18 protein-coding genes and 1 pseudogene are annotated in these 20,673 nt (G+C 40.1%); 6 read left to right on the plus strand and 13 right to left on the minus strand.

All coding sequences use genetic code 11. The annotated features are described in order from the left end of the window. Positions 1-84: 84 nt before the first annotated feature. Entirely contained in the window at positions 85-834 is a 750-nt protein-coding gene (locus tag H5122_RS03685) for a spermidine synthase (protein WP_182675840.1), read from the minus strand. Positions 835-1,443: 609 nt separating this feature from the next. On the opposite strand from H5122_RS03685, the gene H5122_RS03690 reads away from it, so the two are divergent. Further along, complete coding sequence (locus H5122_RS03690) at positions 1,444-2,421, plus strand: DUF1852 domain-containing protein (RefSeq protein WP_182675839.1); 978 nt, start codon at positions 1,444-1,446, stop codon at positions 2,419-2,421. 78 nt (positions 2,422-2,499) lie between these two features. Further along, on the plus strand, positions 2,500-3,528 hold the full coding sequence (locus tag H5122_RS03695) for a methionine synthase (protein ID WP_182675838.1): 1,029 nt from the start codon (positions 2,500-2,502) through the stop codon (positions 3,526-3,528). 638 nt (positions 3,529-4,166) lie between these two features. Here the strand turns inward: H5122_RS03695 and H5122_RS03700 are convergent. The 5 genes from H5122_RS03700 to H5122_RS03720 all read right to left on the minus strand — a co-directional run bounded on the left by H5122_RS03700 (position 4,167) and on the right by H5122_RS03720 (position 7,841). Continuing rightward, positions 4,167-5,324, minus strand: a complete 1,158-nt coding sequence (locus H5122_RS03700; RefSeq protein WP_182675837.1) for a DUF547 domain-containing protein — start codon at positions 5,322-5,324, stop codon at positions 4,167-4,169. Positions 5,325-6,001: 677 nt separating this feature from the next. Then, entirely contained in the window at positions 6,002-6,223 is a 222-nt protein-coding gene (locus H5122_RS03705; protein WP_002961860.1) for a hypothetical protein, read from the minus strand. 132 nt (positions 6,224-6,355) lie between these two features. Then, the gene (locus H5122_RS03710; RefSeq protein ID WP_182675836.1) at positions 6,356-6,883 is read right to left on the minus strand and encodes a hypothetical protein; all 528 of its coding nucleotides are present in this window, start codon (positions 6,881-6,883) and stop codon (positions 6,356-6,358) included. 120 nt (positions 6,884-7,003) lie between these two features. Further along, positions 7,004-7,234 carry a hypothetical protein gene (locus H5122_RS03715; protein WP_131692412.1) on the minus strand — a complete coding sequence of 77 codons (231 nt, stop codon included), beginning with the start codon at positions 7,232-7,234 and terminating at the stop codon, positions 7,004-7,006. Between the two features lie 145 nt (positions 7,235-7,379). Then, on the minus strand, positions 7,380-7,841 hold the full coding sequence (locus tag H5122_RS03720; RefSeq protein ID WP_182675886.1) for a hypothetical protein: 462 nt from the start codon (positions 7,839-7,841) through the stop codon (positions 7,380-7,382). Positions 7,842-8,083: 242 nt separating this feature from the next. Here H5122_RS03720 and H5122_RS03725 point away from each other — a divergent pair. Continuing rightward, positions 8,084-9,055 (plus strand): annotated as a pseudogene (locus H5122_RS03725) (integron integrase). Positions 9,056-9,298: 243 nt separating this feature from the next. Here the strand turns inward: H5122_RS03725 and H5122_RS03730 are convergent. The 7 genes from H5122_RS03730 to H5122_RS03760 form a co-directional block, all read right to left on the minus strand. Then, positions 9,299-10,069 (minus strand): SDR family oxidoreductase, encoded by a 771-nt coding sequence (locus H5122_RS03730; RefSeq protein ID WP_182675612.1) that lies wholly within the window; start codon positions 10,067-10,069, stop codon positions 9,299-9,301. 9 nt (positions 10,070-10,078) lie between these two features. Next, positions 10,079-10,978 carry a 3-hydroxyisobutyrate dehydrogenase gene (gene mmsB, locus H5122_RS03735; RefSeq protein WP_182675611.1) on the minus strand — a complete coding sequence of 300 codons (900 nt, stop codon included), beginning with the start codon at positions 10,976-10,978 and terminating at the stop codon, positions 10,079-10,081. Between the two features lie 10 nt (positions 10,979-10,988). After that, complete coding sequence (locus tag H5122_RS03740) at positions 10,989-12,140, minus strand: enoyl-CoA hydratase/isomerase family protein (RefSeq protein WP_182681313.1); 1,152 nt, start codon at positions 12,138-12,140, stop codon at positions 10,989-10,991. Continuing rightward, entirely contained in the window at positions 12,140-12,931 is a 792-nt protein-coding gene (locus H5122_RS03745; RefSeq protein WP_182681314.1) for an enoyl-CoA hydratase, read from the minus strand. The genes H5122_RS03740 and H5122_RS03745 overlap by 1 nt, the downstream gene beginning before the upstream one ends. A 10-nt stretch (positions 12,932-12,941) precedes the next feature. After that, positions 12,942-14,099: an acyl-CoA dehydrogenase family protein gene (locus H5122_RS03750; protein WP_010552837.1), complete on the minus strand. Its 1,158-nt coding sequence runs from the start codon at positions 14,097-14,099 to the stop codon at positions 12,942-12,944. Positions 14,100-14,259: 160 nt separating this feature from the next. After that, a complete protein-coding gene (locus H5122_RS03755; RefSeq protein ID WP_024604003.1) occupies positions 14,260-15,750 on the minus strand; it encodes a CoA-acylating methylmalonate-semialdehyde dehydrogenase in 1,491 nt (496 codons plus the stop codon). 125 nt (positions 15,751-15,875) lie between these two features. Then, the gene (locus H5122_RS03760; RefSeq protein WP_182681315.1) at positions 15,876-17,057 is read right to left on the minus strand and encodes an acetyl-CoA C-acyltransferase; all 1,182 of its coding nucleotides are present in this window, start codon (positions 17,055-17,057) and stop codon (positions 15,876-15,878) included. Positions 17,058-17,387: 330 nt separating this feature from the next. Between H5122_RS03760 and H5122_RS03765 the strand changes: the two genes are divergently transcribed. From H5122_RS03765 to H5122_RS03775, 3 genes are read left to right on the plus strand one after another with little or no spacing between them, the layout of a single operon-like run. Next, a complete protein-coding gene (locus tag H5122_RS03765; RefSeq protein ID WP_008135264.1) occupies positions 17,388-17,822 on the plus strand; it encodes a MerR family DNA-binding transcriptional regulator in 435 nt (144 codons plus the stop codon). Positions 17,823-17,878: 56 nt separating this feature from the next. After that, on the plus strand, positions 17,879-19,054 hold the full coding sequence (locus tag H5122_RS03770) for an isovaleryl-CoA dehydrogenase (RefSeq protein WP_182681316.1): 1,176 nt from the start codon (positions 17,879-17,881) through the stop codon (positions 19,052-19,054). 10 nt (positions 19,055-19,064) lie between these two features. Further along, positions 19,065-20,672: a carboxyl transferase domain-containing protein gene (locus H5122_RS03775; RefSeq protein ID WP_182681317.1), complete on the plus strand. Its 1,608-nt coding sequence runs from the start codon at positions 19,065-19,067 to the stop codon at positions 20,670-20,672. Position 20,673 lies beyond the last annotated feature (1 nt).

Here is a 20,673-nt window from a genome sequence, read left to right on the forward strand (position 1 = left end):
ATTAGTTTAACCAAGTTTAAATGAACAACAGATAGATGGATGGATTTAAACGCGCCATTTAACAGTACATCAAACTAACCATTTTTAATTAAATAAAAGCTCGGCATAGCGCGTCATTGGGACGTTTATTAATTTTTGTAACGCGTAAGCCTTAGCAAGTAATTCATCCTCACTAAGTACAGGCATTTTATTGTTAAAAGCAAAAACAATTTTATTCCCGCCTTCAATAATAAAACTAAAAATCTGTCCTGCAAATTCTTTCTCAAGTAGTTGATCAAACGCTTCTCTTTGCCCAACTTTGGTATGGCAAATATTAAGTACTAAAACACCATCAAAAGTGAGCGCGTTTTTACAATCACGTAAGTAGGATGATTGCACCTGATCTGACTCCATCCCTTCTGAGCTGTATAAATCAGAAAAAATAACATCCGTTTTTATCTGCGTGTTTTTCATGTAGTTTGCCGCATCATCAATATGAATAAACAAACGTTCTGACACGGGAACTTCAAAATATTTTATAGCCATATCAGCAACGGCTTTACGATATTCAACGGTATGTATAGTCAGCGCGGGAAACGCATGATAAAGACTTTTTGCGATAGAGCCCGCCCCAAGTCCCATTATCATCGCGGTTTTTAAGTGCGGAATAAAAAAAAGCGCAGCCATCATAGCTTGCGTATAAGCTAAGCTTAACCCATTAATATTATTTAATTTAATACAGCTTTGATAAATTTTTCCGTCAAAGCTGAGAATAAGACTCTTTTTTGTTTGATATACATAAACAGGGCCATGCTCATCAATAGTTGATGCAATACAAGTGCCTTTGATATCCACGAATACTCAATAGGTGAGGTGATGAAAAACGAGTATAACTTACTTAACGTACTGCCATGGCTATTAATATGATTTATAGCCTTTTATTAATTTACAGGCATTTATATACGTACTCAGAAAAGTCTTTTTATCTTTTGAGATTAGATTAGCTAAGGTATCTACTTATATAGCTAGCTGGAACTTACCCGTGATGACATTTATTATAAACAGCGACGCAATACGCTAAAAACAAACTAATATACTGATATAGCTACAAAAAAACTCTTTGAATATTCCTCATGTTCAACATGAATAAAGTACACATCAACACCAAAGAAGTCTAAACGGCTAAACATCCATACTTTATTTTTATCGATATATGCCTTTTTTTCGTCAATTACTACGTAATCGCATCTAACAATAATGTGTAATGAATATGACTCATGTTTTATGTGAAATTAAACCGTTTTTCTTCATATGCCAATCCACGTATAAATTACTCATCCCTTAGTGCTAAACACTATTACTAACAACTTAAAGCCGCTGAACAAAACCAGCTAAGTAAGTTGCAAGGCTAATAAAGCGCAGAGCATCAATTAGGTTTAAATTATAAAATTGGATATAAACACGATGAAAAAAGATTTTACATTTAATATTAAGAGCGTTTCACTCGACGAAAATTATCATCCATCAACTAATACGCGTATCACAACCAACTTTGCTAATTTAGCCAGAGGTGAATACCGCAAAGCAAACTTGCGTAACGCCTTAAACATGATTAACAACCGTTTTAATGCCCTAGCCCACTGGGATAACACCAAAGGTGAGCGTTATGCTGTAGAGCTTGAAATTGTCTCTGTTGAGATAGGTATTGAAGACGGCGGCGAAAGCTTCCCATCAATCGAAATATTAAAAACAAATATTGTTGATCATAAAACTAATAAGCGCATTGAAGGCATTGTAGGAAACAACTTTTCATCGTATGTGCGTGACTACGACTTTAGCGTACTCCTACAAGAGCACAATAAAGGCAAGCCTCAATTTAGTATTCCTGATGACTTTGGGGTTTTACATGGCAAACTATTTCAGTCATTCGTAAATTCGGATACATACAAACAAAACTTTAAAAAACCACCTGTTATATGCCTAAGTGTGTCAGATAACAAAACCTACAACCGCACTGAAAACCAACACCCGGTACTTGGCGTTGAATACGAACCAAATGAATCGTCTTTAACTGAGCAATACTTCAAAAAAATGGGCTTACAGGTACGTTATTTTATGCCACCAAATAGTGCCGCGCCTTTAGCATTGTTTTTCTTTGGTGATTTACTTAATGATTACAGCAATCTTGAGCTTATAAGCACCATTAGTACGATGGAAACGTTTCAAAAAATCTACAGACCAGAGATTTATAATGCCAACGCAACAGCGGGTAAATCATATAAACCAAACTTAAAAAACTTGGATCACTCACTAACGCAAATTGTGTATGACCGAGAAGAGCGCGGCAAGTTAGCCAGTGAGCAAGGCAAGTTTGCGCAAGAGCATTTTATCAAGCCGTACCAAACGGTCCTTGAGCAATTCTCTACTCGCTATCTGTCATAACAACTAATAGTAACAACCAGTAATAACGCGCTTAACGCTACGTTTAATAATTAACTAAAATATACGGCATTATTTATTATGAAAAACTTACTACCTACATCTACCGCTGGCAGTTTACCTAAGCCTTTATGGCTTGCAGAGCCAGAAACACTTTGGTCACCTTGGAAATTACAAGGTGATGAATTAACTCAAGGCAAACACGACGCCCTACGCTTGTCATTATTCGACCAACAACAAGCAGGCATTGATATTGTTAGCGATGGTGAGCAAACAAGGCAACACTTTGTAACTACATTTATAGAGCACCTAAATGGCGTTGACTTTGAAAAACGTAAAACAGTAAAAATTCGTGACCGATACGATGCAAGCGTACCCACTGTTGTTGGCCCTGTGAGCCGCCAAAAGTCAGTGTTTGTTGAAGACGCTAAATTTTTACGCAAGCAAACCAAGCAACCAATAAAATGGGCATTACCAGGCCCAATGACCATGATTGACACGCTTTACGACGATCATTATAAAAGCCGCGAAAAACTAGCGTGGGAATTTGCCATAATTCTCAATCAAGAAGCAAAAGAGTTAGAAGCTGCAGGCGTTGATATCATCCAATTTGATGAGCCCGCGTTTAACGTATTTTTTGATGAAGTAAACGACTGGGGAATTGCCTGTTTAGAGCGCGCAATTGAAGGGCTTAAATGCGAAACCGCCGTGCATATTTGCTATGGCTACGGCATTAAAGCAAATACAGATTGGAAAAAAACACTAGGATCTGAATGGCGACAGTACGAAGAAGCATTTCCTAAGCTTCAGCAATCTAATATCGATATTATCTCACTAGAGTGCCATAACTCGCATGTACCAATGGATTTACTAGAACTCATTCGCGGTAAAAAAGTAATGGTAGGCGCAATTGATGTAGCAAATCACACTATCGAAACGCCAGAGGAAGTAGCTAATACGCTGCGTAAAGCACTGCAATTTGTAGATGCCGACAAACTCTACCCGTGTACAAACTGCGGTATGGCTCCACTACCTCACCATATAGCTAACGGCAAATTAAATGCCTTGAGCGCTGGAGCTGAAATTATAAGAAAAGAACTAAATAAGTAAAATAGGGTTTAAATCTACATACGCCCTAAGATGAATCAACTTACCTAGCGGCATTGAAAAGTAAGAGATCACCACTGTTAAAACTTGCGGTGGGAAGTGAGCTTTAGAGCTTGCTGTCCACCTCAGAGGTGTTGTTAGGTATACACTGCTCGAAAGAGAACAATACCTGTAATTATGATCAAAGAACAATATATAAACTGCTCAGCTAAGTATATTAATAATCTACTTTTTACAGAACACTTAAACATATAAGACTCTTTGTAAATTAAGCCATAAATTAGCAATATAAACCATGCTAAAAAGAATATAGATATTAATACGAGTTTTGCAAACGGCTGAATTAGGATCTCACTAATTGCCAACCCACAAAGTAAGAATACAACGATTAAGAAAGTAGACTCAAAAATAGTTTTGAATTTTTCTTTAAGGATCAACACCAAACTCAATACTTCCTTGTATACCTAACAAGCCTATAGATTAACTCGTTTTTTATTTTTTTTTGTTGATAAAAAACCATAGCTGACTTCCTATTTTGGTTCAATCTATTAGTGTTTTTCATGAAATTTAGGATGGGTGCCTAGTTTATTTTGTTTATTTTTTGCTCACAATACTGAGCTACTGTTCATATATTGTAAATTTTAGTTTTCATCTTGTAATTCTAGGTCTGTTATCGTTACGGATGTCTCACCGTAATTCTTAGCTCTTACTCTCATTAACTCCTTTAACCTGGTTATTTCTCTAGCTGAAAGTCTGAACTTTCCACCTGTGTTCGCGTCTTTAGTGACTTTATCGGTCAACGCATAATTTCTTGACATTCCTATTGATGCTGCTGAGTTAGTAGATATGCCCCCACCAAAGACTCTTTTACTTCCAAATAGATCAGCAATTGCCCAATTATTTATAATGGGCTCAATTTTATCCGACTTATTTATTATTTCTTGGGTTGTTTTATCAGCAAATTGCAACAGATGAAGTTTGAGGTCATTGCTAAAATTAGGAAAATAATCAGCATTTCTCGCATAATAACTTGAGACCTCTAAACTATTTAGAGAATCAATTTTTGTACCTCTATTCGAATTGACAAAATCTGTTGCATTATTTTTTAATAGCTTATATACATTTTTACCTGAAAAGGCTTTTTTATTGATATTTGGGCTGCCGATATACCCTTGATATAAACCATAAATAATTAAAGGTTCTTTACTATAGTTTTTATCTAAAATCCCATACTGTATGTCACTGAGACTCAACTGAAGACTACCAATATTTACTAGCTTTTTATCCAATAGTGAGTCAGGACCAGTTAATATTTTTTCTAAACTAACTATTGGATACCGCTTAACAATTTCGTTAATTAAAGTAATGTTATAAAGATTAAGCCAATAGGCCAATTGCTCTTGTTTTGAATATAAATTAAGGTTGTTTTTCTCGGGCAATGATTCTAAATATTTTTTAACATCATTGACTAAACTTTTTTGTTTAGGAGATTTTATCAACTCATATGTGAATCTGTTACTTTCATTATGGGTAGCACTGGGGAAAACATTTCTTAACCTAGTACCTATCGGAGGTTTGTCAAGTTTAGCATTTATTCTTCTGGATGGCCCCATATCAAGAACATTCGATTCTAATAATATGTTCACAGGTTCAAAGTTTATTGTTAACTTAGATTTAGGTGAATAACCGCTAAATTGAGGGTAGGCTTTATCCTCAGCATGAAGATATTTTGGGGCGCTTAAAAGCAACAACAAACAACTAAACTTGATCAATAAACTAACTAATTTAAATAAACTCATAAAAAATCCTTATTTTGAGTAGAATAGCCCACATTCTTCATGAGCAACCTAACGAGTCTGTAGATTAACTCGTTTTTTATTTATTTTTATTGATAAACAAACCATAGCTGAGTTCCTATTTTCGTTCAATTGATTACTGTAATTTTACGCAGAATATAAAAAAGTGTTTGATATTGCTTTAATTGGCGTTTTGGAAGGGGTTGCGGCTGGTTGAGTAGCTTTAATTTAGGGTAAAAGGGCCTCCCTTTCTTAATTCATCGTCTTTTGCAACTTTTCTATTTTATGAACAAGGCAATACAGTTGCCGCAGTGTAAAGTAAAGGCATTCACTTTTTTTGACCCCGTAAGGTCAATTTATTCATGCCTTTATTCACTGTAATATTCCGCTTTTTATTTAAAGGAAAGCCGGTTCTATACAGCCGAGTCGTTTGCCATTCTTTAATAAACAGCTATCGTAGCCCGATTGGGCTGTCTATTTTTACTTTCATTTTGTCTACATAGCTCAGCTTTTTGCGTGATTCATTATTTATAATAATGCACTCTTCATACTGTTTTTGTTGGCTTTTTTCCTAATGATTAGGATAGGTGTCATCCTAATCATTATTTTCCTCAAAGTGATGAGGAGGTGTCCACTAAAACGGGTCAGGAGCATTGTCCTTGTTTAACAGCTTGTTATAACTAATTACCACTTCTAAGCTGTTCTTTTAAGTTAAGGTTTTCATTTTTCAATATTTCAACTTGCTGCTTGTAAGATGCAACTTCACTTTTTAAGCTAGAAACATCAGACTGTATCTCATCTAGTTTTTCTACAATTTCTATGGAACGTGCATTCCCCAAAAAGAGAACAATTAACGCTATTACGAATAACGTGCCACCAGTTAACTTTACTTTTGATTCCATCCACTACAGCTCCTTTGGTTATAACGCCTATTTAAGAGGCAAAATAAAGTTGGCTAAAATAGGTGAACGTAGTGAACAAAAAGCCAACTGTATTTTGTCCTTCTTGAAATTCTTATAGTTCGACCAAGCCACTTAATAGCTTTCTGAAATATATTGAATTAATTTATTTAAATTTATTTTTCGAGCTTTATAGTCCGTTATTTCACCACATCTTTCTGGGTAAAAATACTCAGTAATTGATTCAGGAGTATCTTGAACCAAACCCAAAGAACCGAATAGATTAATATAACTATTTTCTCTATTTGAATAATCTATATTGACCTTCCAGAAAGATCTTCCGTAGGAAGTACCAACGTAGTTACCTTTAGAGTCTTTTTTAACGAAAAGTACGCTACTAGTGTTAATTTCATAAACTCTTTGGTCATGCACTTCTGAAGACCAATGCACCGTAATGTACTTCTCAGTATATTTACCTTTAATACTTTCAATTATTTTGTACTTAGCCTGACCAGTTCCTAAGTCAGTAATTTTAATTTCTTGAGCTACTCCATAAACGATAAACTCTGAATTATGGATTAAATCACTCCATTTAGATGGGGCGAGTTTAGCTAGTGATATAGTCGAAAATAAAATTAAGAACGTTAATGTTAAAAACTTCACCGAACCTCCTTGTGCATATAACGCCCAGCTAAGCCGCCGGAACGGAGTTGATTGTTTTGTGCGAGCGTAGCGGAAAAGCACAAAACGAGCAACGCAGTGGAGGTCGGATTGAGCTGTTTGTTATGTGCGAGGCTCACGCTTGTTCCATACTAGTGATGGACACACCGTTGACGCATATTTTTGTGCTTCTTCAATTGACGAATATGCTCCTCCCTGAAAAGTAGAAGTATTTGAGTATGCGCCAATATGAAGACCATAAAACTCACCAAAACGATCCTCTCTAACGACAGGTTCATCTTCGTGGTCGCCAGAACCAGGCTTGAAATTAGTTTTAATAATATGAGCCTCCATATCTACAGCTTCATCATAGAGCCATTTCCCGCTAACAATTAGTTCTTCTACTATTTTGACCAATACTAACTCCCTAGCACATAACACCCTACATAACCGGTTTTGGCTGCTCTTGCCAAAATCCGGTTCATGTATTTGTTATATTTCATTGCGCGAATATCAATAAGGGGATATCACCAGCTACTTTGGGTACACTAATTGGCCCTATAACCAACTCTCCAGTGTTCTTATCTACGACAGAAAAGTTAACTTCTGTCCAACTATGTTCGCCTAATTTTATTTGGTATTCAGCTTTCCTATCAAAAGTTGCTTTGATGGGAGCCTCAGCGTGGTTTGCTCCTTCATTGTAACAAATGCTTATTTCCCTCTCCCCCAATTCAACTCTCGTCGGTTTATCAAAAGTAAAACTGTTTTGGAAGGCACCATCGACTCGACATAAATAGACTTTTTCATGTCCTTTCCCCAGGAACTTCCCAGGACTATCTTCACCCCAAAAAACGACACTTGGAACGGTCTCTAGTGGTGGAGAATACAAATTAGCATTTCGGCCAGTAGAAGAGCACCCAAGTAAAAACAACAATGTGAATAAGACTACTAAAAACTTCATGTGACTCTCCCTGAAATATAACAACTTTGTCTACGACATTTGTCGTTTTATAAACCGACAAATGTCCATATATTACAGTGCATTTATCTTAACCATCAAATAAACAACTGTAAACAATTAGTTAACTGGAAATTATTTTTAATCAATGCACAAATACACCGAAATGGTGGAGATCAGTAATATTGGACAAAACAACAAGCACTGTCTATATATACAGTTAACTTTTACTAGAGATTCATATCATGAAATCACCTTTTTTAACTATGATAGCCGAACAAATGTATCTAAAGCGTTATGCTAAAAGTACTATTAAAGCGTATATATACTGGATAGCTTCGTTTATTCGATTTAACTCTATGAGGCACCCAACAACGATGGGAGACAATGAGGTCGAACTTTTTTTAGCTTTTTAAACTCGTTTAGTCAACCAACAAAATGTTGCTCCTAACACTCAAACACAAGCCTTAAATGCGTTGAGCTTTTTATTTAAAGAAGTGATTAAAAAGCCACTTTCATTATCATTAAGTTTTATTAAGAGCAAACGAGCAACTAAACTACCGGTAGTTTTAACGCAGCAAGAAATAAATAATTTTTTTAAAGTGTGCTCTGCAAAGCATTATTTACCCTGTGGATTACTTTATGGCAGTGGTATGCGATTAATGGAGGTACTGCGTTTACGGGTACACGATATTGACTTTGACTATAACTGCATTCGAATTTGGGATGGCAAAGGAGGCAAAAATCGTGTTGTAACCCTTGCCGTAGAGCTCACACCGCAATTACGTTCTCAAATACAATTAGTTGATAGTTACCTGCAATTAGATCTGAAAAACCCCTTGTATAGCGGCGCTTACATGCCTCATTTATTACGTAAAAAATATCCAAACCACAATAGACAGCTGGGCTGGCAATATTTATTTTCATCACATAAATTAAGCATTGATCCTGAGAGTAAGCAATTAAGACGTCATCATATCGATGAAAAACAATTACAACGCGCTGTTAAAAAAGCCGCTTTTGATGCACATATTAACAAACATGTTACGCCACATACTTTACGCCACTCTTTCGCTACGCATTTACTGCAAAGCGGTGCTGATATACGTACAGTACAAACACAATTAGGTCACAGTGACGTGCGTACCACACAAATATATACCCATGTACTACAACAAGGTGCCAACGGGGTTATTAGCCCGTTTTCAAGATTATAAATATCTCAGTAACAAGGCAAAATTTGGGTTATATAGTTTATCTATATGAGAAGTTTTTAACGCCGTTAATTGGAACGCTAGAATGTTCTACGTTTTAATTCAGCGGGTATACTACCCATGTTTTACAACAAATTGCCAACGCCGTTATTAGCCTTTTTCAAGATTATAAACTCCCCGATTTAAAACAAAAAAGCACAGCCCAAAACAGCCATGCTTTTTTAATCAACCTTAATCAACCTCGGTTTACAAACGAATGCCGCCGTCTATTTCTACCACGCGACCGGTAAAAAAGTCGTTTTCGATTATGTATTGTACAGTATGCGCAATTTCGTCGCTTTCCCCTAAGCGCCCTACTGGCGTTACCGCGAGCATACGTTGTTTGGCTTCTGGCTTCATGGCGTCGGTCATGGCGGTACTTATTACACCTGGTGCAATAGCGCCTACACGTATACCAAATCGGCCAAGTTCTTTAGCCCATGTGGTGGTAAGTGCCACTACGCCTGCTTTTGATGCCGCGTAGTTTGTTTGGCCTATGTTACCTGCGCGCGCTACGCTCGACATATTAACTATAACGCCGCCTTTACCAGATTCAATCATGTGGCTTGCAGCTTCCCGCCCGGCTAAAAACACACCTGTTAGGTTTACATCAATCACTGATTGAAATTGCTCAAGAGACATTTTTTTAACGACTTTGCCGTCTTTAGCCTTTATAAACATGCCGTCGCGTAAAATACCGGCGTTGTTTATTAGCACACCAATGTGGCCAAAATCGCTATTAATGGTATTAAATACGTTTTCTACTTCGCTCTCATTTGTTACGTTTGCGGCATAACCTTTAATATTGCTAGTTACACCTTCAAGCTGCGTTAATTGCTCGCATGCGTTGTTTAATAAGTCTTGCGCCATATCTATTAAAGCAATGTTGGCACCCATAAGTGCAAACTTTTGCGCCATTGCAAAGCCTAAACCTTGTGCGCCACCGGTTATTACTACCGTGTTATTTTTAATTTCCACGCGTTGCTCCTACTTAGAAAACAGTTTAAAAATGGCACTAAAGTCATCACTACCCGCACCTTGGTGCTGTAGCATAGTGTATAAATTTTTAGCCATTGAACCCATTGGGGTTGATGAATTACTTTGCTGCGCGGCTTCCATGGCAAGGCCTAGGTCTTTAGCCATTAAATCAACCATAAAGCCTGGTTTATAATCGTTGCTTGCAGGGGCTGTATCCATTACACCTGGGCAAGGGTTGTAAAGTTCAAGCGTCCAGTTACGGCCCGAACTTGCGGTCATGATGTCGCTAAGTACTTTAGGATCGAGGCCGTTGTTGATACCCATTTGCAGTGCTTCGCTAGTGCCTGCCATTAAAATGCTAAGTAGCATGTTATTACATATTTTTGCTACTTGCCCTGCACCAATATCGCCTGCATGAAATATGTTTTTACCCATATCACTCAGCACTGTATTTGCTTTATTAAACGCTGTTTTTTCGCCGCCTACAATAAAAGTAAGAGTGCCAACAGTTGCGCCTGCAACGCCGCCCGATACCGGTGCATCTACAAAGCTGATGCCTTGTTTACCAAGTGCGCTGCCTACAGTGCGTGCTGATTCTGCATCTATTGTTGAGCAATCAATGACTAATGTATTATTGCTTAGCACGTTAATTAAGCCGCTGTCGTCGTTATTACCCAAATACAACGATTTAACATGTTTGCCCGCAGGTAACATGCTAATAAGTACGTCAGCATTTGTTGCGCACTGCTTTGCATCAACTGCGGCTTTTGCGCCTTTGCTTGCAAGTTCATTTACGACCGACTGGTTTAAATCGAACACGCTCACAGTATGTCCAGCTTTAATTAAGTTAGCCGCCATTGGGCCGCCCATATTGCCTAAGCCGATAAAACCGATATTGAGTTTAGTCATCGTCTTTCCTTTATTTGTGTATTGGCGTGTCTAAGCCATTAAGTGGGTGGTTTTCGCCAAAACGATTAACAAAAAAGCTGTCTATTATTGTTTGTGGTACATCACTTAATGTTTTGTATTGCCAATTAGGTGCGCCGTCTTTATCTATTAATAGCGCCCTTACACCTTCTTGAAACTCGCCTACTTCGCCAGCACGAACCGACATACCCAGCTCCATTTTAAAACACGCTAATAAGCTTTTGCCTTTACTTGTTTTTAATTGCTCACTAACGAGTGCGCAACTTAGTGGGCATCCGTGTTTAAGTGACTTTTGGGCGCGTTGTAGCCATTTATCGTCAGTAGCTAGCCCTAAAATATAATCAACTTGCTCCTGCAAGGTTGTAAATTCACCCAGCTTTTGAATCGTTTTTAAATTAGCTTTTATATTGCCTTTTGGCATACGCGCAGATTGGTTGTCTAAATCGGTTAATAACTTAGTTAAACGCTCATGATTTAAGCTTGCGGTTTTGCCCCATTTAGCTGCTAAAATTTGCGAAAGCATGCCATCATATTTGTTGCTATCGATAAAGTGATCGGCAAGCGATACAAAACGCGCGTCGTCACAGTTAATTGATGCCGACGTTAGCCCTAAAAATAGCCCCACACTTTGTGGCATTTTATGTAAAAAGTAACTGCCGCCTACATCAGGGTATAAACCTATGGTTTGCTCTGGCATGGCAATGCGAGATGTTTCAGTAACAACGCGGTGGCTAGCACCGGCCATTAGCCCTAAACCGCCGCCCATCACTATGCCATTACCCCAAACAAGGATTGGTTTATCAAAGGTATGAATAAGGTAATCAAGCTTGTACTCAAGCGTAAAAAACTCTTCAACTAAGCTTGTTGGTTTACCTTGCGCCATTGCATGATGAAGGCTTACAACATCGCCGCCAGCACAAAATGCTTTATCGCCTGCGCCTTTTAACAACACCATTGCAATAGCATCATCGTCTTGCCAAGCTCGCAATTGCGGCTCAAGTAATTTGATCATGTCAAAATTAAGTGCATTTAAGGATTTTGGCGCATTGAGTGTAATAAGCCCAATTAAACTGCCGTTTTCTGCGGTTGCAGTTTCAAATACTACGGGCTCATCGGCGTTATTTAATACTGTTAAAGCACTCATTAGCCGTTTACCCAGTTAGCGCGGCGTTTTTCTAAAAAGGCGTTTACGCCTTCTTGTTGATCTTCGGTATCAAATAAACAAACAAATAACTCGCGCTCAAGAGGCAATACAGTTGCCATTGGTTGATGACGCCCTTTTTGAATCAATGTTTTACATGCTGCAACTGAGGAGGGGCTTTGATCGGCCACTTGGTTGGCAAGTTTTAGTGCTGCCGCAAAGCTTTCACCTTGTGGTACTACTTCTTCCACTAAGCCAATTTGCAAGGCTTTATCGGCTTTTAAGCGTTCGCCGCATAAAATCATCCGTTTTGCCCAGCCTTCACCTACAAGCCATGCTAAATTTTGTGTACCACCCGCACACGGTAATAACCCTACTTTAGCCTCAGGCAATGCCATTTGTGCTTGTTCTTCAGCAATACGTATATCGCACGCAAGCGCCACCTCTAGCCCGCCGCCCATTGCATAACCATTAATGGCTGCAACCGAAACGCCTCTAAAATTAGTAAGCGCTTCAAATGCTTCACCAAATACACGCGACATATCGGCGGCTACGCCTTTATCGCCACCAGCAAATACGTTTAGGTCGGCACCCGCGCTAAAAAACTTCTCGCCTTCACCAGTCAGTACTAATGCATAAATATTTTTGTTATTATTAAGCGCGTTAACGGTATTTTTTAAATCAATTAAGGTGTCTTTTGTCCACGTGTTCGCTGGCGGGTTAGACATCGTTAAAATAGCAACATGACCTTCGGTTGTAAGTTCAATACTCGGATTAGATTTAGATTCTGACATACATTGCTCCTTATAAAACGTCGCTTGCAGACTCAGCCAAAATACGGCGCGCAATAATTACACGCATAATTTCGTTAGTGCCTTCTAAAATTTGATGAACGCGTACATCACGTACATGGCGCTCAAGCGGGTATTCTTTTATGTAACCGTAACCACCATGAATTTGCAGTGCGTCGTTACACACAGTAAAGCCAACATCGGTAGCAAAACGTTTAGCCATGGCGCAGTAAGTGGTTTTTTCAACGTCGTTATTATCAAGTTTAAACGCAGCAAGCCTAACCATTTGGCGCGCAGCTACAAGCTCGGTGTTCATATCGGCAATTTTAAATTGCAATGCTTGAAACGCAGCCAATGGTTTACCAAATTGTGTACGTTCTTTTAAATATTCACGGGCGGTATTAAGCGCCGCTTGCGCTGTACCAATTGAACATGTGGCAATGTTAATTCGGCCGCCATCAAGGCCTTGCATCGCAAATTTAAAGCCTTCGCCTTCTGCGCCTAATAAGTTATGCGCCGGAATGCGCACATCTTCAAAGCTAATTAGGCGTGTAGGTTGTGCGTTCCACCCCATTTTTTCTTCTGCTTTGCCGTATTCAACGCCTTTTGCGTCGGCAGGCACTACAAATGCCGAAATACCCGCAGCGCCTTCGCCGCCTGTACGTGCCATTACAACTAATACTTCGGTTTCGCCCGCGCCCGATATAAACATTTTTGAGCCGTTAATAACGTACTCATCACCCTCAAGCACGGCTTTTGTTTTAAGTGATGCGGCATCTGAGCCCGAGCCTGGCTCTGTTAAACAGTAAGAGGCAAGTAACTCGCCCATGACTAATTGCTCAACGTATTTATCTTTTACGGCATCGGTACCAAAACTTGCTACCATCCAGGTGGCCATATTATGAATGGTTAACATGGCCGTTGTTGCTGTACAGCCCATAGCAAGTTGTTCAAAAATAATGCTCGAATCTAAACGAGATAAACCAAGGCCGCCTGCTTCCTCTGGCGTGTATAAACCACAAAAACCAAGCTCGCCTGCCGCTTTAATCGTGTCTTTAGGGAAAATATGTTCGCGGTCCCATTTTGCTGCATAAGGTGCGAGTTCTGACTCAGCAAATTGGCGTGCTGTTTGCGCAAAGGCTTGTTGATCTTCAGATAAGTTAAAGTCCATGGTAGACCTCTTTAATTGTGTAAGTTGTGTTGTTAGCGTTTCCCGTCACGGGAGTCGTTCGTGACGAGCGGCGAAGGCTTATGTGTGTTGTGTGTGAAGTAGCCTTCGCGCCCATCTTTATTATTAATTATTCTTTTATTTACTCATTTTTTAATTACGATTATTTTAAGTTAATGCTCATATTTGGACCCGACGCAATGTCGTCTTCAAACCAACGTGATGTAATTGTTTTAGTTTCTGTGTAAAAGCGAATACCTTGCTTACCGTACGTGTGAGTATCGCCGTAAAACGAGCCTTTCCAACCAGTGAACGAAAAGAAAGGAAGTGGCACCGGAATTGGCACATTAATACCTACTTGGCCTACTTCAATTTCGTGTTGGAATTTACGAGCCACTGCGCCGCTTGACGTAAATAACGAGGTACCGTTACCGTAAGGGCTGTCGTTAATAAGGGCGATTGCCTCTTCAAGCGTGTCTACAAACATACACGCTAGTACTGGACCAAATATTTCTTCTTTGTATAAATCCATCTCTTTGGTTACATCGGTAAATAACGTTGGGCCAACCCAGTTACCTTGCTCATACCCTTCAACCGTAAAGTCAGAACCATCAATTAAACAGGTAGCGCCTTGCTCTTTACCACCAGCAATGAGTGATAAAATACGTGCCTTTGCTGCTTTTGATGTTTGTGGACCGTATGCCGCGTTTGCATCATCCCACACGCCTGGGCGTACATTTTCAAAGCCTGCTTTAATTTCATCTACCCACTGACTTGCTTGACCTACAAATACAGCAACAGAAATACCCATACAGCGCTGGCCAGCAGCACCGACAGATGCGCCTACTAGGTTGTTTACAACGTGCGATTTACTTGCATCAGGCATAATAACCATGTGGTTTTTAGCGCCAACACAGGCTTGCACACGTTTAAGGTTTTGCGTGCCTTTAGAATAAATATAAGCACCTACACCACACGAGCCAACAAACGAAATAGCGCGTACTGCTTTATCTTCTAGTAAGCGGTCTACTTGTGGTTTTGTACCGTGAACAACTTGTAATACGCCTTTTGGTGCGCCGGCTTCAATAAATAGCTCTGCTAAGCGCATTGGTGTAAGTGGGTCTTGCTCAGACGGTTTTAAAATAAAGGTGTTACCACACACAATTGCCAGCGGGAACATCCAAAGGGGGATCATTGCAGGGAAGTTAAACGGGGTTACGCCCGCACATACGCCAAGTGGCTGCATGTAAGAATACGTATCGATTTTACGCGCTACGTTTTCCATTGTTTCACCCATCATTAATGATGGTGCGTTTGCTGCTTGTTCTACTACTTCAATACCGCGCCAAACATCGCCTTTTGCATCTTCAAATGTTTTACCCAATTCGTGGCAAATAATGGTAGCAAGCTCATCATGATGTTCTTTTAATAGCGCAGCGTACTTCATCATAATGCGAGCACGTTCAGTAATAGGTACGTCTTTCCATGTTTTAAACGTCTCAGAAGCTGAGGCAATTGCCGCGTCCATTTCTGACTCGGTGGTGCATGGCACTTGTGCAAGTACTTCTTGAGTTGCTGGGTTTATAACATCGATAAGCTCTTTTGATGCTGATTGAATAAATTCGCCATTAATAAGTAGTGGTACTTGGTGCATGATTAAATCCTAGTGTGTGAGTTGTGTGTTCTCTTTTAAAATTGGTAGCGCCGCTTTGTTAGTATTATTAGTGCAGCGCTTTTGTAGTTATTCGTACAGCTTTCTTATAACTATTTAATACCTAGTTAATACGCTTCTACGGCCATAGCAACCGCTTCACCGCCACCAATACATAAAGACGCAATGCCTTTTTTAAGACCTCGGTTTTTAAGGGCATGAATCAGCGTTACTAAAATACGCGCGCCGCTTGCACCAATTGGGTGGCCAAGTGCACATGCACCGCCGTTAACGTTTACTTTGCTTTCATCAAGTTTTAACTCATTAATAGCCAGCATGGTTACCATGGCAAATGCTTCGTTAATTTCCCAAAGGTCAACATCGTTTACATCCCAACCTGCTTTTTCAAGCACGCTGTTCATAGCCCCTACTGGCGCTACTGTAAATTCACTTGGTTTTTGAGAATGCGTGCTGTGCGCCACAATTTTACAAAGCGGTGTTAAGCCTTGCTCTTTTGCTTTTGATTCGCTCATTAATATAAGCGCCGCGCCACCATCTGAAATTGACGATGAATTAGCGGCTGTAATAGTTCCGTCTTTTTTAAAAGCAGCACGTAAGGTAGGAATTTTCTCTGGGCGGGCGTTACCTGGTTGCTCATCAATCGATACTGTTACATCGCCTTTGCGTGTTTGCATTGTATGGGGTGCAACTTCGTTATCAAAGCTACCATTTTGTATTGCTGCTTTTGCTTTACTTAATGAGCCTAATGCAAACGCATCCATTTGCTCGCGGCCAATGCCGTATTCGTCGGCGGTGTCTTGTGCAAAACAACCCATTGCTTTGTTGTCGTAAGCATCTTCAAGGCCATCGCTCATCATGTGATCTTTTATTTCGCCATGTCCCATGCGCATACCGCCACGCGCTTTTGGTATGAAGTACGGTGCGTTTGTCATGCTTTCCATGCCACCGGCAATAGCAGATTGAATAGAGCCTGCTTTAATTAAATCGTTTGCAAGCATGGCCGCTTTTAAACCAGAGCCACATACTTTATTAATTGTTGTAGCGCCAGTGCTAAGTGCAAGGCCTGCTTTTAACATTGCTTGGCGTGCGGGTGCTTGTCCAAGGCCTGCTGGTAATACGCAGCCCATAATTACTTCGTCTATTGCATCATTAGCTAAACCAGTTTGTGCAAGTGCACTTGCAATGGCGGTTGCGCCAAGCTCGGTAGACTGCGCATCACTTAACGCTCCCATAAAACCACCCATTGGGGTGCGTTTTGCTGCTACAATTACCACTGATTCTAAAGTCATAACTAACTCCATTGTATTTATATGCAAATAGTTGTTAGTATATTTGCTCTATTAATTTAGTATTCATTTATTATTTAATACCCTTACACAATACTAACGTTTACGCCAACGTCAACTAAAAACAGCTTAATTTTTAGTTTTATAAGTGTAAGGATTATTTTCCATCGGTTAGACTACACTGATAAAATAAAAATAACCCATTGAATATTAATAATATAAACTAATACTTCGCTTAAACATCCCTTTATAAATAGTTTCAAATCACACCAAGCTTTACCTTTACGTAAACTTCACTTATATTGGAGTTATTCGAATGAGGTAAATACAATTATGAAACCAGATAATCAAACAAACTTTGCAAGCTCAGCCAAAATGCCGGCCAGTAATGAACAAACATTTAGCATTAGCGAACTCGCTAAAGAATTTGACATTACAACCCGCTCTATTCGCTTTTACGAAGACCAAGGGTTAATAACGCCAGAACGTAATGGTCAAACCCGTATTTATTCAAAACGCGATAAAGTGCGTTTAAAACTAATATTACGTGGTAAACGATTGGGCTTTACATTGGCCGAAACCGGTCGTTTGTTTGAACTGTACGACGCAGATAAATCAAGCGCTAAGCAGTTGGTTACTATGCTTGACCTTATTTCAGAAAAAAAAGCAGACCTATCTCAACAAATGGACGACATTAAAGTTGTTCTTATGGAGTTGGTGACGGCCGAGCGCCGCTGCAGAGACACGCTTAATAAAATAGACGAGTAAGTTTATTTTTAAAATAACAACACACTGACAACACACACGTCACACAGGAATGAATCATGAGCACTATTTCACTATATAAAGAAATGAACTTTGGCCTTGGCGAAACCGCCGATATGATCCGCGACCACGTAAACAGTTTTGCGAGTCAGGAGATTGCCCCGCTTGCTGAAAAAACGGACTTAGATAACGCTTTCCCAAATCAACTTTGGAGTCAAATGGGCGAAATGGGCGTACTAGGTATGACCGTATCTGAAGAACTTGGCGGCGCCGGTTTAGGTTACTTAGAACATGTTATTGCTATGGAAGAAATAAGCCGTGCTAGTGCATCAATTGGCTTAAGCTATGGTGCGCATTCAAACTTGTGTGTTAATCAAATTAACCGTAACGGAACACAAGCTCAAAAAGAAAAATACTTACCTAAGCTTATTAGTGGTGAGCACATTGGTGCTCTTGCAATGAGCGAGCCTAATGCAGGCTCTGACGTTGTATCGATGAAACTTAAAGCCGAAAAGAAAGGCGATAAGTACATTTTAAACGGCAATAAAATGTGGATCACCAATGGTCCCGACGCGCACACGTTAGTAATTTACGCTAAAACAGATTTAAACGCCGGCGCTAAAGGTATTACCGCGTTTATTGTTGAGAGCAACTTTCCTGGTTTTTCAACAGCGCAAAAACTCGACAAACTGGGCATGCGCGGCTCAAATACCTGTGAGCTAGTATTTGAAAACTGCGAAGTGCCCGAGGAAAACATTTTAGGTAACTTAAACGAAGGCGTTAAAGTACTTATGAGTGGCCTTGATTACGAACGCGTAGTACTTGCAGCGGGCCCGCTTGGCATAATGCAAGCGTGTATGGACATAGTGGTGCCGTACATTCATGAGCGTAAACAGTTTGATACCCCTATTGGTCAATTTCAGTTAATTCAGGGCAAAGTAGCCGACATGTATACACAAATGAATGCTGCGCGCTCATACGTATATACGGTAGCTAAAGCGTGTGACCGAGGCGAAACCACCCGTAAAGATGCAGCCGGTGCCATTTTATACGCAGCAGAGCTTGCAACTAAAATGGCACTAGATGCGATTCAAATTTTAGGTGGCAATGGCTACATAAACGAATACGCAACGGGCCGTCTTCTTCGTGACGCTAAATTATACGAAATTGGTGCTGGTACATCCGAAATTCGCCGCATGCTTATTGGCCGCGAACTTTTCACAGAAAGCCGTTAAGGATTAAACCATGACTATTTTAAAATCGAGCGTTAATCCTCACGACCCAACGTTTGTGCAAAACCATAAAAATATGTCAGCGCTGGTGGATGATTTACGTAGTAAAGTAGCAACAATTAGCCAAGGCGGAGGCGCTGCATTAAAAGAGCGCCACGAAGGCCGTGGTAAATTATTTGTTCGCGACCGTATAAGTACATTAATTGATGAAGGCTCACCGTTTTTAGAAATTTCACAATTTGCTGCCTTTGGTGTGTACGAACAAGCAATACCTTGTGCAGGCGTTGTAGCCGGTATTGGCCGTGTTAAAGGCGTTGAATGCATGATTATTGCAAACGATGCCACGGTTAAAGGCGGTACGTATTTTCCGCTTACCGTTAAAAAGCATTTACGCGCACAAGACATCGCAGAGCGCTGCCACTTACCGTGTATTTATCTTGTAGATTCGGGCGGTGCTAACCTGCCTGAGCAAGATGATGTATTTCCAGATAAGTTGCATTTTGGTCGTATTTTTTACAATCAAGCCCGTATGTCGGGTAAAGGTATTCCACAAATAGCCGTGGTAATGGGATTATGTACCGCAGGTGGTGCGTACGTACCTGCAATGGCAGATGAAAGCATTATTGTAAAAGATCAAGGCACTATATTTTTAGCAGGTCCGCCCCTTGTAAAAGCAGCAACCGGCGAAGAAGTAACCGCCGAAGAGCTTGGCGGTGCCGATGTGCACTGTAAAGTGTCGGGTGTTGCCGATCACTTTGCTGAAAATGATGCTCATGCGCTGTCTATTGCGCGCCAATGTATTGAGCGCATTAACTACACACGCCCTACTGCCCCTTTTCTAGATGATGTAAAACCACCCCGTTACGATATTAATGAGCTTTATGGCATTGTAGGCACCGACCTTAAAAAGCCGTTTGATGTACGCGAAGTAATAGCGCGCACAGTGGATGACTCATCATTTGATGAATTTAAACGCTATTTTGGTGAAACGTTAGTCACCGGTTTTGCCAGCATTTATGGCAACCCGGTTGGTATAGTGGCTAATAACGGTATTTTATTTAGTGAGTCGGCGCAAAAAGGCGCGCACTTTATTCAGCTATGTGCTCAGCGCAATATTCCTTTAGTGTTTTTACAAAATATTACCGGCTTTATGGTGGGTAAAAAATACGAAGCCGAAGGCATTGCTAAACACGGCGCTAAAATGGTGATGGCGGTTTCGTGTGCTGATGTGCCTAAATTTACAGTACTTATTGGCGGCTCTTACGGCGCAGGTAACTACGGAATGTGTGGCCGTGCATTTGAACCAACCATGATGTGGATGTGGCCTAATGCCCGTATTTCGGTAATGGGCGGCGAGCAAGCAGCCGGTGTAATGGCGCAAGTTAAACAAGATGGTTTAGCACGCAAAGGTCAAAGCATGAGCGAGCAAGAAATCAGTGATTTTAAAAAGCCAATTATTGATCAGTACGAAGAGCAAGGTCATCCGTATTACGCCAGCGCACGCTTGTGGGATGACGGCATTATAGACCCTGCCGATACGCGTAATGTATTAGGTCTTGCGTTAACAGCTGCGAATAACGCACCAAAACGTGATTCGAAATTTGGCGTATTTAGAATGTAAC

This window comes from Pseudoalteromonas sp. SG43-8, assembly GCF_014164245.1.
GTDB classification, from domain to species: Bacteria; Pseudomonadota; Gammaproteobacteria; order Enterobacterales; family Alteromonadaceae; genus Pseudoalteromonas; species Pseudoalteromonas distincta.